This window comes from Rhizobium sp. BT04 (assembly GCF_030053135.1).
Lineage (GTDB): Bacteria > Pseudomonadota > Alphaproteobacteria > Rhizobiales > Rhizobiaceae > Rhizobium > Rhizobium binxianense.
Window position 1 is genome coordinate 2,760,532 of the sequence record NZ_CP125652.1, and the last position, 13,589, is coordinate 2,774,120.

The following is a 13,589-nucleotide window of genomic DNA, read 5'->3' on the forward strand; positions in this document are numbered from 1 at the left end:
GCCTGATGACTCCGAGCCGCCGACCGGGACCCTGATATCCCGGAGGTCAACACCCGACAGCGCGATGCGCCCTCGGGTGCTTTTTGGCTTTGCGTCTTGTTTTCGTCAAGGAAAAGCACGACGTTTCCGGGCATATCGAACCCGCCCGAAACGTATCAAGGAAGAGCCGATGTTTGAAAACCTCCAGGACCGTCTTGGATCCATTCTGAATGGACTGACAGGCCGTGGCGCGCTTTCGGAAGCCGATGTTTCCGCAGCGCTGCGAGAGGTTCGCCGTGCGTTGCTGGAGGCCGACGTCGCGCTCGACGTCATACGTTCCTTTACCGACCGCGTGCGTGAAAAGGCCGTCGGCGCCGAGATCCTGAAGTCGATCAAGCCCGGCCAGATGGTCGTCAAGATCGTCCATGACGAACTGATCGAGATGCTGGGCGGCGAAGGGGTGGGCATCGACCTGCATGCGGCCGCCCCCGTCGTCGTCATGATGGTCGGCCTGCAGGGCTCCGGCAAGACGACGACGACGGCGAAGATCGCCCATCGCCTGTCGACGCGCGATAAGAAGAAAGTGCTGATGGCGTCGCTCGACACGCGCCGTCCGGCAGCCCAGGAGCAGCTTCGCCAGCTCGGCGCGCAGGCGAGCATCGACACGCTCCCTGTTATCGCAGGCCAGTCTCCGACAGATATCGCTGCCCGCGCCGTGCAGGCGGCCAGACTCGGCGGCCATGACGTCGTCATCCTCGATACCGCCGGCCGCACCCATATCGACGAGCCCTTGATGGTCGAGATGGCCGACATCAAGAAGCGCTCGAACCCGCATGAAATCCTGCTGGTCGCCGACAGCTTGACCGGTCAGGATGCCGTCAACCTCGCCCGCAATTTCGACGAACGCGTCGGCATCACCGGCCTGGTGCTGACCCGTATGGACGGCGACGGCCGCGGCGGTGCCGCCCTTTCGATGCGCGCCGTCACCGGCAAGCCGATCAAGCTGATCGGCGTCGGCGAGAAGATGAGCGAGCTCGAGGAGTTCCATCCCCGCCGCATCGCCGACCGCATCCTCGGCATGGGCGACATCGTCTCGCTCGTCGAGCGCGCCGCGGAGAATATCGACGCCGAAAAGGCGGCCGCCATGGCCGCCAAGATGGCCAAGGGCAAGTTCGACCTCGACGACCTCGCCGATCAGCTGCGCCAGATGCAGAAGATGGGCGGCATGGGCGGCATCATGGGCATGATGCCGGGCATGGCGGGCATGAAGGACAAGATGGCCGCAGCCGGCCTCGACGATAAGCTTTTCGGCCGCCAGATCGCCATCATCCAGTCGATGACCAAAGCCGAGCGCGCCAACCCCGACCTGCTCAAGCATTCGCGCAAGAAGCGCATCGCCGCCGGCTCCGGCACCGATGCCGCCGCCATCAACAAGCTTCTGAAGATGCATCGCCAAATGGCCGACATGATGAAGATGATGGGCGGCAAGGGCAAAGGCGGCATGATGAAGCAGATGATGGGCGGCCTTGCCGGCAAGATGGGACTTGGCGGCGGTATGGGCGGCATGCCCGATCTCTCGAATATCGACCCGAAGCAGCTTGAAGCGCTGCAGAAGCAGGCGGAAGCCGCGGGTCTCGGAAAGCCGGGTGGGGGTATGCCCGGTCTAGGCGGAGGCTTGCCGGGCGGATTGCCCGGTCTTGGCGGCGCAAAGCTGCCGGGCCTCGGTGGTGGTTTCCCGGGCCTGCCCGGATTGCCCAAGAAGAAGTGAAAGGATCGCCTGCCCCATGATTGATCCAGACGTCAAAGCCCAGCTTTCGAGCTACCGCCAGTCGATCGACAATATCGATGCGGCGCTCGTCCACATTCTGGCCGAACGCTTCCGCTGCACCAAAGAGGTCGGCGTGCTGAAGGCCAAATACAAGTTGCCGCCGGCCGATCCGGCGCGCGAGGAATACCAGATCGCTCGTCTTCGTCAGCTTGCCGAAGATGCGCATCTGGACCCGGATTTCGCCGAGAAGTTCCTGAACTTCGTCATCAAGGAAGTCATCCGGCATCATGAGCAGATCGCTGCGGATCACGCTGAACAGAGCGCCGCAGCCCGATAGTCATTACCGCCCATGAAGCGGTCAAGAAAAGCCTAAGGAGTAAAGAACATGGCACTGAAAATTCGTCTCGCCCGCGGTGGCTCCAAGAAGCGCCCGTACTACCACGTCGTTCTCGCCGATGCGCGCAGCCCGCGTGACGGCCGCTTCCTCGAAAACCTCGGCTCGTGGAACCCGATGCTCGCCAAGGACGACGAGAAGCGCGTTCAGCTCAACGCCGAGCGCATCAAGCACTGGATCGAAAACGGCGCCCAGCCGACCGACCGCGTTCTGCGTTTCCTCGATGAGGCCGGCGTTGCCAAGCGCGAAGCCAAGAACAACCCTGAGAAGGCAAAGCCCGGCAAGCGCGCCCAGGAACGCGCCGCAGAAAAGGCTCAGAAGATCGCTGACGCCGCCGCTGCTGCCGCCGACGCCGCGGAATAATCGGGACCCCCCCTTTCTAACGGGCGGCATGGCGACATGCCGCCCGTTTTCGTTTCCAATCGCCCACACTTCGTTTATGAGAAACCTGTCTTCCGGCTTCACATGAAGGAACCCATGACAAAGCTTGAAAACCCCGTTCTGATGGCAACGATCGGCGGTGCGCAAGGCCTCCGGGGAGAGGTGCGCGCCAAGGCCTACACGGCCGATCCCGGCGCCCTTGGCGACTACGGCCACCTGCACAGCATGGACGGCCGCAGCTTCGAAGTCCTCGAAATCCGTGAGACCAAGAATGTCGTCGTCGTCCGCTTCCGCGGCGTCAACGACCGCAATGCCGCCGAGGCGCTGAACGGCCTTGAACTTTATATCGAGCGCGACAACCTGCCGGACGAGGAGCTGGAGGACGACGAGTTCTACTACGCCGATCTCGAAGGGCTCGAAGCACTTGACGACAAGGGTGTCAGCTACGGCACGGTCACCGGCGTCTTCGATTTCGGCGCCGGCGATCTCTTGGAGCTCAAGGGCCCGGGCAAGCGCCCGGTGCTGATCCCCTTCTCCGAAGTTTCGGTGCTGGAGATCGACCTCGAGGCCGGCACGCTGCTGATCGATCCGCTGGCGGCAGGACTGGTCGACGATCCCGAAGAGCTTTCGAAATTCACCGCGGACAAGCCGAAAAAGAAGAAGTGATGGCCTTCCGGGCGAGCGTGCTGACACTTTATCCGGAAATGTTTCCGGGGCATCTGGGCTTCTCGCTCGCCGGCAAGGCTATGGAGCGTGGGCAATGGTCGCTGGACGCGGTGCAGATCCGCGATTTCGCCACCGACAAGCACCGCACCGTCGACGACACCCCGGCCGGCGGCGGCGCCGGCATGGTGCTGAAACCAGACGTTCTTGCCCGCGCCATCGACAGCACCTCGGAAAATGATGCCCGTCCGCGGCTGCTGATGAGCCCGCGCGGCCGGCCGCTGACACAGGAACGCGTGCGCGAGCTTGCGTCCGGCGACGGCATCATCATCGTCTGCGGCCGCTTCGAGGGCGTCGACCAGCGGGTGATCGAGGCGCGTGGACTGGAAGAGGTTTCGATCGGCGACTATGTGCTGTCAGGCGGCGAGCCGGCCGCACTGATCCTGCTCGATGCCATCATCCGCATCCTGCCCGGTGTCATGGGCAACGATCTTTCCGGCCTGCACGAAAGCTTCGAAGGCGGGCTGCTGGAACATCCCCATTACACCCGGCCGCAGGCGTGGGAAGGCCGGGAAATCCCCTCCATCCTGACGTCGGGCAACCATGGCGCCATCGACAAATGGCGATACGAAGAGGCGGTGCGGCTGACGCGGGAGCGGCGGCCGGACCTCTTCGAAAGGGCTAAAGCCGAGAAAAGCGGCTGATTCCACCCTCCCCTTCACAAAAATGTCGTGCGAGGGATGACAAGCCCCGGTCTTTCGTGTATTGGCGCACGCGGAAATGGGGTTATCCCCGTCTGCCAGCAAACAAAGAATGGCGAACCCGCTCCCGCCCGTTAAGGGCAAAGTCCTGAGGCCAGTTCCAAAGGATCAGTGTCGAGCGCTCTGGCTGTTTCAGAAGAACCAAAGGTTAAGACGATGAACATCATTCAGCAGCTTGAGGCCGAACAGGCCGCCAAGATCGAAGCCAAGCGCACGCTTCCCGAATTTTCCCCGGGCGACACCGTCCGCGTCAACGTGAAGGTCACGGAAGGCAACCGTACCCGCGTTCAGGCCTATGAAGGCGTCTGCATCGCCCGCTCCGGCGGCGGCCTGCAGGAAAACTTCACGGTCCGCAAGATCTCCTACGGCGAAGGCGTCGAGCGCGTATTCCCGGTTTACTCGCCGATGATCGAAAGCGTCGACGTCGTTCGCCGCGGTAAGGTCCGCCGCGCCAAGCTCTATTACCTCCGCGACCGTCGCGGGAAGTCTGCCCGTATCGTTGAAGACACCGGCGTCCGCGCCCGCAAGCTCAACGACGCCGAGCGCGCCGCCATTGCCGAGGAAAAGGCACGCATCGAAGCCGAGAAGGTCGCAGCCGCTCAGGCGCTCGCCGCCGAGAAGGCAGCAGCCGAAGCTGCGGAAGCCAAGGCCGCTGCTGAAAAGGCCGCCGCAGAAGCAGCAGCCGCTGCAGCGGAGCCGGCAGCAGAATAAGATTTGCGCCACGCAAAATTCTTTGCTTGAAGCAAAATTCTTCGCTTGGAAAGGCGGCCTTCGGGTCGCCTTTTCTATTTTTTGCTTGGTCACGCAGCCGGCGGCCTTGCCTCGGGCCTATCTTCCGTGACAATTTTGCCGTTCAATTTTTGGGAACCATTCAATGTTGTTTCGTCGTACCGTTCTTGCGAGCCTCGCCGCCCTTGCTCTTCTGCCCCTCGCCGCATCGGCCGCCGAGCTGCCGGATCTCGGCGGCAAGAGCGTCGTCGTCGTCACCGAGAATGCCTATCCGCCGCTGCAATTCGTCGACCCGAAATCCGGCAAGGCGATCGGCTGGGAATATGATGCGATGAACGAGATCGCCAAGCGGCTGAATTTCAAGGTCGAATATCAGAACACCAGCTGGGACGCGATGATCCAGGCGGTGTCCGATGGCCAATACAATATCGGCATGACCGGCATCACCATCAAGGAAGACCGCAAGCAGAAGGTGGATTTCTCCGACCCCTATTTGCGCTCGCAGCAGTTCATGCTGGTGCGCGGCGACGAGAAGCGCTTCACCGACGCCAAGTCCTTTGCCGCCCTCAACGACGGCCTGATCGGCGCCCAGCCCGGAACCTCGCCTTTCTACACTGCCGTCTATGAAATCCTCGACGGCAATGAGCAGAACCCGCGCATCAAGCTTTTCGAAACCTTCGGGGCAACCGTGCAGGCTCTGAAAACAGGCGACGTCGATCTCGTCCTTACCGACAGCGTCGCTGCCAAGGGCTATGTCGATTCCTCGAACGGCGCCCTGAAGGTGGTCGGCGAACCGCTCGGCACCGAGGATTTCGGCTTCATCTTCCCGAAGGGCTCCGATCTCGTCGCTCCCGTCAATGCCGCCATTGCCGCGCTGAAGGCGGACGGCACCTTCGATGCGCTGAACAAGAAGTGGTTCCTCGACTACAAGATGGGCGAATAATCCCCGAGCGATCGCAGATGGCACTACCACCGTCCGCGCGACACGGGAAGGACGACCGCCCCTGGTGGCTGGTCGTCCTTATCCTGATCGGCATCGTCCTCGCCGCCGTCATCATCACCAACGACATTTACACGCAGGTCTTCCGGACCGTGGTCAACGGCGCCGGCATTACCGTGTTCGTGACGCTCGTCGCCTTTGTGCTGGCGACAGTGCTTGGCCTCGGTATTGCGCTGCTCGGCCTGGCGGACAGCCTCGTGCTGCGCCAGATCGCTCGTTTCTACATCGAGATCATCCGGGGCATCCCGATGCTGGTGCTGCTCTTCTACGTCGCCTTTGTTGGCGCGCCGGGTTTTGTTGCAGCCTATAACTTCGCAATCACGCCCCTGGTGAAATCAGGTGTTGCCGAGCCGATCCTCGTGCGTGACCTGTCGCTGATGTGGCGCGCCATCTTCGCCTTGATGATCGGCTATTCCTCCTTCATCGCCGAAATCTTCCGTGCCGGCTTCCAGTCGGTCGATATCGGCCAGATCGAGGCGGCCAAGTCGCTCGGCCTGTCGCGCTACCGCCGCTTCCGGCTCGTCGTCTTTCCGCAGGCGATCCGGGTCATCTTCCCGCCGCTCTCCAACGACTTCGTCTCGATGGTGAAGGATTCGTCGCTCGTCTCCGTTCTCGGCGTCGCCGACATCACCCAGATGGGCAAGGTCTATGCCTCCGGCTCCTTCCGCTTCTTCGAAACCTATTCGATCGTCACCTATATCTACCTGCTCCTGACGATCGGTCTGTCGCTTTTCCTGCGGCGGATCGAGAAGAAGATGAAGCAGATGCCGCGGCGCTAAAGCAATTCCAGGAAAAGTGCGCAGCGGTTCTCCCAGGCAAAGCGCGAAGCGCTTTTGCCGGGAATTGCGTAAAAATAAAAACCTAGAGCGGTTCTCCGATTTCCATGAAAAGCTGAACCGCTCTAGCCGCCTCACGATTCGAATTGCCGTTTCGATCAAAAATCGCTATATCCAGCGCCATGGAATCCAAGTTCAGATGCACAGGCGCGCATATTTTCGTGCTGCAGGACCATTATCGCCTGCCGGCGCGGTTTTTTGCGTGCGTGTCCGGTGCGCTCAACAGCCGACTTCGTTGATCGAATGACGGCCGCGGAGCCTGATCCGCATTCTCGATTTTCCAAAGCTTCCAAAAAACGGACTTAACGCCATGAGCGCACCGCGTACCCTCTACGACAAGATCTGGGACGATCATCTGGTCGACGAACAGGCAGACGGCACCTGTCTTCTCTACATCGACCGCCATCTGGTCCATGAAGTCACCTCGCCGCAGGCGTTCGAAGGCCTGCGCATGACCGGCCGCAAGGTTCGCGCGCCGGAAAAGACGCTCGCCGTCGTCGACCATAACGTACCGACCTCGCCTGATCGCCATCTCGGCATCAAGAACGAGGAAAGCCGCATCCAGGTCGAGGCGCTCGCCACCAACGCCGCCGAATTCGGCGTCGAATATTATTCGGCAAGCGACAAACGCCAGGGCATCGTCCATATCGTCGGTCCGGAACAGGGCTTCACCCTGCCCGGCATGACCATCGTCTGCGGTGACAGCCACACCTCGACGCACGGCGCCTTCGGCGCGCTGGCGCATGGCATCGGTACCTCCGAGGTCGAGCATGTGCTGGCGACCCAGACGCTGATCCAGAAGAAGGCGAAGAACATGCTGGTGCGTGTCGACGGCCTGCTTCCGCCGCACGTCACCGCCAAGGACATCATCCTTGCCATCATCGGCGAGATCGGCACCGCTGGCGGCACCGGCCACGTCATCGAATTTGCCGGCGAAGCGATCCGCTCGCTGTCGATGGAAGGCCGCATGACCATCTGCAACATGACGATCGAAGGCGGCGCCCGCGCCGGCCTGATCGCGCCTGATGAAAAGACCTTCGAATACATCAAGGGCAAGCCCCGCGCGCCGAAGGGCGAGGCGCTGGAACAGGCGATCGCCTATTGGAAGACGCTGCAGACCGACGAAGGCGCTCACTACGACCGCGTCGTCGTGCTCGATGCCGCCAGCCTGCCGCCGATCGTCTCCTGGGGCTCTTCGCCCGAGGACGTCATCTCCGTCCAGGGCATCGTGCCGAACCCCGACGATATCCAGGACGAGACCAAGCGCACCTCCAAGTGGCGCGCGCTCGACTATATGGGCCTGAAGCCGGGCACCAAGATGACCGACATTACGCTTGACCGCGTCTTCATCGGCTCCTGCACCAACGGCCGCATCGAGGATCTGCGCGAAGTCGCCAAGGTCGTCGAAGGCAAGACGGTGGCCGCCACCGTCGACGCGATGATCGTTCCGGGCTCCGGCCTCGTCAAGGAACAGGCGGAAGCCGAAGGCCTCGACAAGATCTTCAAGGCCGCCGGCTTCGACTGGCGCGAGCCGGGCTGCTCCATGTGTCTTGCCATGAACGATGACCGCCTGAAGCCGGGCGAGCGCTGCGCTTCGACCTCGAACCGCAATTTCGAAGGCCGCCAGGGCTTCAAGGGCCGCACGCATCTCGTCTCGCCGGCAATGGCGGCAGCTGCCGCGATCGCCGGTCACTTCGTCGATATCCGCGAGTGGAACTGATCTGTCATCCGACAGAAATGAGTGAAAGCCGCCCGATGCGCTCCGGATGCATCGGGCGGTTTCGTATTTCATGGCGCCTCTGCTTCGCTCGCCGATAGTTATGATTGAGCGGATGAGCCCGTTTGTGCGTGGCCCTCTTTCCGATTTCATCCTTTCGGGCAATCGACATCCGGCAACGCCTGTGGCCTCATTGATATAGAGCGCGATACGCGACTGATACCATTCAGGCTCCGGCGAACACCGCGCCATCGGGGTACTGGCCATGAGGCGGAAAATAGTACGGAGCTTACTGCAAGCCAGCCTGATCGTGTTTGCATCGCAGGCATCGATCGACGCCGGCGCCGCCGCGCCGATCCATCCGACGATACCGCCGGTCGTGGCCTCTTCCGGCCTGCTGCACCCGATCGCGCAAAGCAAGATACCCTATCTCAACGGATATCGGGGCTATAGCAGCCCCCGCTCCGGCTATATCAAGAGCTCGAACGGCTATTGGTATCCGACGCGCGCCTTCAACGATTATTATACCGGCTCGATCGGACGGCCGCAGCGCCTGAACGATAGCTGCGACCATGGCTTTACGCCGACCAACGGATCCTCGAACTGCAATTATTGACAGGAAGGCCATCGCCGCCCCGGATGATCTCTCCTCAGGGGCGGCCGCTGATCGGCTGACTTAGAACATCGCACAAAGGCGTGCAGTCGCTCTGATGAGCGCAAAGACGGTCAGAAGGTTGCCGTCAGCGGGTCCGGTCCCATGCGGGCGCCGGCGCTGTCGAGCCTGGCGATCGCCGCCATGTCGTCGGCATCGAGCTTGAAGCCGAACACCTGGAAATTCTCCTCGATGCGCGACGGCGTCACCGACTTCGGAATGACGACGAGGCCGGTGTCGATGTGCCAGCGGATGATGACCTGGGCCGGCGTCTTCCGATGTTTGCCGGCAATCTCGCCGATAACGGCATTGGTGATGAACTTGCCCTGGCCGAGCGGGCTCCAGGATTCGGTGATGATACCGAGCTTCTTGTGCGCTTCCTGCGCCGCCCTCTGCTGGAAGTCGGGATGCAGCTCGATCTGATTGATGACCGGAACAACGCCGGTCTCGCCGATGATGCGATCGAGATGCTCAGGATTGAAATTCGACACGCCAATCGAGCGGGCGCGGCCCTCTTCGCGGATGCGCACGAAGGCCTTCCAGGTCTCGGTATAAAGGCCGCGATGCGGCGACGGCCAGTGAACGAGATAGAGGTCGACATAGTCGGAGCCGAGCTTCTTCAGGCTGCCGTCGAAAGCGCGCAGCGCATTGTCGAAGCCCTGGTCGGTATTCTTGAGCTTGGTGGTGACGAAGATATCCTTGCGGTCGAGGCCGGAGGAGCGGATGCCTTCGCCGACGCCCTCTTCGTTGTCGTAACCGGACGCCGTGTCGATATGGCGGTAGCCAGCGGCGATCGCCGTGCGCACGGTGGGAGCGGCGATCTCCTGCGGCGTCTGCCAGACGCCGAGGCCGACCTGGGGAATGGAATGTCCGTCATGGAAAGTGATGATGGGTTGAGCGGTCACAATATATCTCCGGGAGTTTGAAGAATTGGACGAGGCATGAATTGCGCCCGCGCATGCGCGGACGTCCCGGAACGCTTTTCAGCCGGAGCGCTCGGTCACGGAAAGCATATAGGCAGCCGCATCCGGAAGACAATCAGAGCACCCGGACAATCGTTCCCTTTCGAATGTGCGGCAGCAGGCGGCGCATGTCGCGCAGACTCACCGCCACGCAGCCGGCAGTCGGCTCGTAGCCTGGCCGGATCAGATGGAAGAAGATCGCCGAGCCGCGATAACGGGCTCGCGAGGAAATATTCCAGTCCATCACCAGGCAGATATCGTAGAGCCCGTCGCTGCGCCGCATCTCCTCATGGCTTGCGCCAAATGGCGCTCTGACGAGGCGGTTGTAGCTGGCATTGTCAGGCTGATCACACCAGAGCATGTCGGGGCGGATGCGGCGGATGGGAAGGGACGTGGCGAGCCGGCCGTTCCGCTCACCACGCCGGAAACCGGAGAGCAGCCTCATCGCGGCGATCGGCGTGGCGCCGTCGCCCTCGCGTTTGATCACGGTGCGGCCGGACCGGCCGATCGCCGCAGGCACGGTGATCGCGCCGAGCCGGACGATGGCTCGGCTCTTCTTTCCCGGCGCGGGCCGCACGACGATCGTCGACGGCATCATCCCCGGCTCCCGCCTTGTTTTTTCCATTTTTCTCGCATGTCTTGGATTGTCTGGGACTCCAATTGAAATCATATGAAAACCTGTGCGGCAACAGTCCGCCGCCCGATCCTTGCCAAACCAGGAATTTGGCGTAGGACTAGGGAACTTAACATGAGGACGCAACGGCATGACCGCACGCACCATTCTTCTGGTGGATGACGACGACGACCTTCGTCAGACCCTGACGGAGCAATTGTCGCTGTATGAGGAATTTTCGGTTCTGCAGGAAGCCAATGCCGGCAAGGGTGTTGCGACCGCCCGCTCGACACCCGTCGATCTGCTGATCATGGATGTCGGCCTGCCCGATATGGACGGCCGCGAAGCGGTGAAGCTGCTGCGCAAGGGCGGCTTCAAGGCGCCGATCATCATGCTGACCGGCCACGATACCGATTCGGACACGATCCTCGGCCTCGAAGCCGGCGCCAACGACTATGTCACCAAGCCCTTCCGTTTCGCCGTGCTGCTCGCGCGCATCCGTGTGCAGCTGCGCCAGCATGAGCAGAGCGAAGACGCGACCTTCACCGTCGGCCCCTATCTCTTCAAGCCGAGCCAGAAGCTGCTCACCACCGACAACGGCCAGAAGATCCGGTTGACGGAAAAGGAAGCGGCGATCATCCGCTATCTCTACCGCGCCGAGCAGAAGGTCGTCACCCGCGACGTGCTTCTCGAAGAGGTCTGGGGCTATAACTCAGGCGTGACGACGCATACGCTGGAAACCCACGTCTACCGGCTGCGCCAGAAGATCGAGCGCGATCCCTCCAATGCCGAAATCCTCGTGACGGAAAACGGCGGCTACAAGATCATACCCTAGGGCATTTCCGTTTTCTCCGAACCACGGAAATGCTCTATCTCTTTGTTTTCACGCAATTCCCGGCAAAAACGTTTCACGTAAAACCTCCAGGCACTTTTGCTGGAATGGCTCTAAGGCGAAAAGCCCGCATGGCGCTGACCGACGACATCCACCTGCTCGCGCAGCTTCCTCTGTTCAAGGACATGAGCGAGGATCAGCTGCGCTTGATCGCCTTCGGCGCCGACCGGCGCATGATCGCTGCCGGCCAGATGCTGTTTCGCCAGGGCTCACCCGCCGAGAGTGCCTATGTCATCCTCAGCGGCAGCCTGGAGCTGAGCGCGACGAGCAGCGACGGCATGCAGAGGACAGAGGGGATCGCCGGTCCCGGAACCCTGGTTTCCGAGCTGGCGCTGGTGACGCTCGTAGAGCGCAAGTTCACCGCGGTAGCGCGCGAAGACACCAGCATCATCCGCATCACCCGTGCCCTCTTCCACCGGCTGATCGAAGAATATCCGGACGCAGCCCGGCTGATCGAGAACCGCATCCGCGACAATCTCGCCGAACTTGCGGCAAAGGCCGCAAGCCAGTTCTACCGCTTCAGCTGATCCGCGTTAGAGCGCTGCATCAGAAATCGAAATGTGCCGTCACCGGCACGTGGTCGGAAGGGCGGTCCCAGCCGCGCGCCTCCTTGAGGATTTCGATGCGCTTGAGATGCGGCCCGAGATCCGGTGACGACCAGATGTGGTCGAGACGACGGCCGCGATCGGCAGCCTCCCAGTCCTTGGCGCGGTAGCTCCACCAGGTATAGAGCTTTTCGCTTTCCGGCACATGCTGGCGCATCAGATCGTGCCAGCCGCCGCGCTTCATCACCTCGAGCAGCCCGTCGGTCTCGACGGGCGTATGGCTGACGATCTTCAAGAGCTGCTTGTGCGACCAGACATCATGCTCGAGCGGCGCGATGTTCAGGTCGCCGACAAGGATCGCCGACGTATTCGCCTCGCCATTGGCTTTCAGCTGCTTCATCTCCTCGATGAAATCGAGCTTGTGGCCGAATTTCGGATTGATCGTACGATCCGGCTCATCGCCGCCGGCCGGAACGTAGAAATTATGCAGCCGGATACGACGATTGCCGCGCTCGACGATCGCCGAGATGTGGCGGGCATCGCCGACCCCGCAATAATCCTGCCGGTGATCTTCCGTCAGCGGAAGGCGCGAGGCAATCGCCACGCCGTGATAGCCTTTCTGGCCGTGGATGATGATGTGGTCGTAGCCCATCGCCCGCAGAGGTGCCGCCGGAAACAGCTCGTTCGGCACCTTGGTTTCCTGCAGGCAGAGAATATCCGGCCTGTGCTTAAGTACGAGCTGCTCGACGATCGGCATGCGCAGCCGCACCGAATTGATGTTCCAGGTGGTGATCGAAAAGCTCATGCCCCATACCCTCTCACGCTTTCATGAAAGGGCTTTAAAACAAAGGCGGACGCGAGGGAACCGGTCGCGTGCAAGAGCGGCCGGTGATCAACCGAAAAGCTCAGTCGCGGGACTGAGGCGTGCCCGGAATGGTCTCATAGGGCACGCGGAACACGCGATCGTCGAACTGCACGCCCGTCTTGACGTTGAAGATCATCACCGACGTGTCCTTGCCCTGATTGTCGGTGATCGTCCACTGACGCAGGTCGTAGGTCTTCGGGTCGAACATCATGGTGATGGTCGAGTTGCCGAACACCGTATTGTTGCCGAGCGCGATCGTCGTCAGGTCCGATTCTTCCTTCACGCCCTTCACCATGCCGGCCGACAGGTCGATATGCTGCGCCAGCAGCAGGCTGAGCGGCGTCTTGGAGAGCGGATAAAGATCCCAGGTTTTCAGCTTCGTATTGCCGATGGCGACGTTTTTGCCGTCGGCGATCACCCGCATCGGCGACGGGTCGTCATAGTTGAAGCGCAGCTTGCCGGGACGCTGGATGAAGAACTTGCCGCCGGTCTGCTCGCCGCGCGGGCCGAACTGCACGAATTCGCCCTGCATCGTCGTGACGCCGGAGAAATGATCGGCGATCGCCTGCGCGGTGCCGGAGGCGGGGGCTGCCGCCTGCGCGTAAGCACCGAGGGGAATGGCGCTCGCCATCGCAGCGACGGCAAAGGCGCCGAGCAGATCGCGGCGCGTCATCGCCAGACCGGAGAGGAAGGTATCGGAGTGACTCATCTAAATCTCCTTTATGCGATCTGCATGCTGCCGAAAGGCGGCGTCTTCAAGGCGTTGCGATCGGCCCGCCAGAGGTAACGGCTTCGATGCCGTCAGGTTTCCGCAAAAGCGGCCCTATCGGAA

Annotated in this window: 16 protein-coding genes; 12 read left to right on the forward strand and 4 right to left on the reverse strand. The window is 61.7% G+C overall.

Features of this window, described 5'->3' with window-relative positions; translation table 11 throughout:
• Positions 1–169 precede the first annotated feature (169 nt).
• The 10 genes from ffh (at position 170) to QMO82_RS21965 (ending at position 8,844) form a co-directional block, all read left to right on the forward strand.
• Entirely contained in the window at positions 170–1,747 is a 1,578-nt protein-coding gene (ffh, locus tag QMO82_RS21920; RefSeq protein ID WP_183608570.1) for a signal recognition particle protein, read from the forward strand.
• 16 nt (positions 1,748–1,763) lie between these two features.
• Positions 1,764–2,084, forward strand: a complete 321-nt coding sequence (locus QMO82_RS21925; protein ID WP_037101839.1) for a chorismate mutase — start codon at positions 1,764–1,766, stop codon at positions 2,082–2,084.
• A gap of 48 nt (positions 2,085–2,132) precedes the next feature.
• Positions 2,133–2,504 carry a 30S ribosomal protein S16 gene (gene rpsP / locus QMO82_RS21930; RefSeq protein ID WP_085738669.1) on the forward strand — a complete coding sequence of 124 codons (372 nt, stop codon included), beginning with the start codon at positions 2,133–2,135 and terminating at the stop codon, positions 2,502–2,504.
• Between the two features lie 114 nt (positions 2,505–2,618).
• A complete protein-coding gene (rimM, locus tag QMO82_RS21935; protein ID WP_183608569.1) occupies positions 2,619–3,188 on the forward strand; it encodes a ribosome maturation factor RimM in 570 nt (189 codons plus the stop codon).
• A complete protein-coding gene (gene trmD, locus QMO82_RS21940) occupies positions 3,188–3,889 on the forward strand; it encodes a tRNA (guanosine(37)-N1)-methyltransferase TrmD (protein ID WP_183608568.1) in 702 nt (233 codons plus the stop codon). The genes rimM and trmD overlap by 1 nt, the downstream gene beginning before the upstream one ends.
• Positions 3,890–4,102: 213 nt before the next feature.
• Entirely contained in the window at positions 4,103–4,657 is a 555-nt protein-coding gene (gene rplS, locus QMO82_RS21945) for a 50S ribosomal protein L19 (protein WP_028758031.1), read from the forward strand.
• Positions 4,658–4,820: 163 nt separating this feature from the next.
• Positions 4,821–5,618, forward strand: a complete 798-nt coding sequence (locus tag QMO82_RS21950) for a basic amino acid ABC transporter substrate-binding protein (protein WP_183608567.1) — start codon at positions 4,821–4,823, stop codon at positions 5,616–5,618.
• Positions 5,619–5,635: 17 nt separating this feature from the next.
• Positions 5,636–6,454: an amino acid ABC transporter permease gene (locus QMO82_RS21955; protein ID WP_183608566.1), complete on the forward strand. Its 819-nt coding sequence runs from the start codon at positions 5,636–5,638 to the stop codon at positions 6,452–6,454.
• Positions 6,455–6,821: 367 nt separating this feature from the next.
• Positions 6,822–8,231 carry a 3-isopropylmalate dehydratase large subunit gene (gene leuC, locus QMO82_RS21960; protein WP_085738673.1) on the forward strand — a complete coding sequence of 470 codons (1,410 nt, stop codon included), beginning with the start codon at positions 6,822–6,824 and terminating at the stop codon, positions 8,229–8,231.
• Positions 8,232–8,493: 262 nt separating this feature from the next.
• Positions 8,494–8,844 carry a cell surface protein gene (locus tag QMO82_RS21965; RefSeq protein ID WP_183608565.1) on the forward strand — a complete coding sequence of 117 codons (351 nt, stop codon included), beginning with the start codon at positions 8,494–8,496 and terminating at the stop codon, positions 8,842–8,844.
• A 110-nt stretch (positions 8,845–8,954) separates the two neighbouring features.
• On the opposite strand, the gene QMO82_RS21970 is transcribed toward QMO82_RS21965, so the two are convergent.
• Complete coding sequence (locus QMO82_RS21970) at positions 8,955–9,785, reverse strand: aldo/keto reductase (RefSeq protein WP_183608564.1); 831 nt, start codon at positions 9,783–9,785, stop codon at positions 8,955–8,957.
• 133 nt (positions 9,786–9,918) lie between these two features.
• Positions 9,919–10,440, reverse strand: a complete 522-nt coding sequence (locus tag QMO82_RS21975; RefSeq protein WP_183608563.1) for a L,D-transpeptidase — start codon at positions 10,438–10,440, stop codon at positions 9,919–9,921.
• A 166-nt stretch (positions 10,441–10,606) separates the two neighbouring features.
• On the opposite strand from QMO82_RS21975, the gene QMO82_RS21980 reads away from it, so the two are divergent.
• Together QMO82_RS21980 and QMO82_RS21985 are read left to right on the forward strand one after the other, a co-directional pair.
• A complete protein-coding gene (locus tag QMO82_RS21980) occupies positions 10,607–11,290 on the forward strand; it encodes a response regulator transcription factor (protein ID WP_003582964.1) in 684 nt (227 codons plus the stop codon).
• Between the two features lie 128 nt (positions 11,291–11,418).
• Positions 11,419–11,874 carry a cyclic nucleotide-binding domain-containing protein gene (locus QMO82_RS21985; protein ID WP_183608562.1) on the forward strand — a complete coding sequence of 152 codons (456 nt, stop codon included), beginning with the start codon at positions 11,419–11,421 and terminating at the stop codon, positions 11,872–11,874.
• A gap of 19 nt (positions 11,875–11,893) precedes the next feature.
• Here QMO82_RS21985 and QMO82_RS21990 read toward each other — a convergent pair whose 3' ends face one another.
• Both QMO82_RS21990 and QMO82_RS21995 read right to left on the reverse strand, forming a co-directional pair.
• Positions 11,894–12,697 carry an exodeoxyribonuclease III gene (locus QMO82_RS21990; RefSeq protein ID WP_183608561.1) on the reverse strand — a complete coding sequence of 268 codons (804 nt, stop codon included), beginning with the start codon at positions 12,695–12,697 and terminating at the stop codon, positions 11,894–11,896.
• A 100-nt stretch (positions 12,698–12,797) separates the two neighbouring features.
• On the reverse strand, positions 12,798–13,466 hold the full coding sequence (locus QMO82_RS21995; RefSeq protein ID WP_097617926.1) for an outer membrane lipoprotein carrier protein LolA: 669 nt from the start codon (positions 13,464–13,466) through the stop codon (positions 12,798–12,800).
• Between the last annotated feature and the right edge of the window lie 123 nt (positions 13,467–13,589).

Bases quoted from the DNA above. Each gene is read 5' to 3' on its own strand.
- QMO82_RS21950 (WP_183608567.1), top strand. From the start codon at position 4,821: ATGTTGTTTCGTCGTACCGTTCTTGCGAGCCTCGCCGCCCTTGCTCTT.
- leuC (WP_085738673.1), top strand. From the start codon at position 6,822: ATGAGCGCACCGCGTACCCTCTACGACAAGATCTGGGACGATCATCTG.
- QMO82_RS21995 (WP_097617926.1), bottom strand. From the start codon at position 13,466: ATGAGTCACTCCGATACCTTCCTCTCCGGTCTGGCGATGACGCGCCGC.
- QMO82_RS21980 (WP_003582964.1), top strand. From the start codon at position 10,607: ATGACCGCACGCACCATTCTTCTGGTGGATGACGACGACGACCTTCGT.
- ffh (WP_183608570.1), top strand. From the start codon at position 170: ATGTTTGAAAACCTCCAGGACCGTCTTGGATCCATTCTGAATGGACTG.
- trmD (WP_183608568.1), top strand. From the start codon at position 3,188: ATGGCCTTCCGGGCGAGCGTGCTGACACTTTATCCGGAAATGTTTCCG.
- QMO82_RS21955 (WP_183608566.1), top strand. From the start codon at position 5,636: ATGGCACTACCACCGTCCGCGCGACACGGGAAGGACGACCGCCCCTGG.
- rimM (WP_183608569.1), top strand. From the start codon at position 2,619: ATGACAAAGCTTGAAAACCCCGTTCTGATGGCAACGATCGGCGGTGCG.
- rpsP (WP_085738669.1), top strand. From the start codon at position 2,133: ATGGCACTGAAAATTCGTCTCGCCCGCGGTGGCTCCAAGAAGCGCCCG.
- QMO82_RS21985 (WP_183608562.1), top strand. From the start codon at position 11,419: ATGGCGCTGACCGACGACATCCACCTGCTCGCGCAGCTTCCTCTGTTC.
- QMO82_RS21975 (WP_183608563.1), bottom strand. From the start codon at position 10,440: ATGATGCCGTCGACGATCGTCGTGCGGCCCGCGCCGGGAAAGAAGAGC.
- QMO82_RS21925 (WP_037101839.1), top strand. From the start codon at position 1,764: ATGATTGATCCAGACGTCAAAGCCCAGCTTTCGAGCTACCGCCAGTCG.
- rplS (WP_028758031.1), top strand. From the start codon at position 4,103: ATGAACATCATTCAGCAGCTTGAGGCCGAACAGGCCGCCAAGATCGAA.
- QMO82_RS21990 (WP_183608561.1), bottom strand. From the start codon at position 12,697: ATGAGCTTTTCGATCACCACCTGGAACATCAATTCGGTGCGGCTGCGC.
- QMO82_RS21965 (WP_183608565.1), top strand. From the start codon at position 8,494: ATGAGGCGGAAAATAGTACGGAGCTTACTGCAAGCCAGCCTGATCGTG.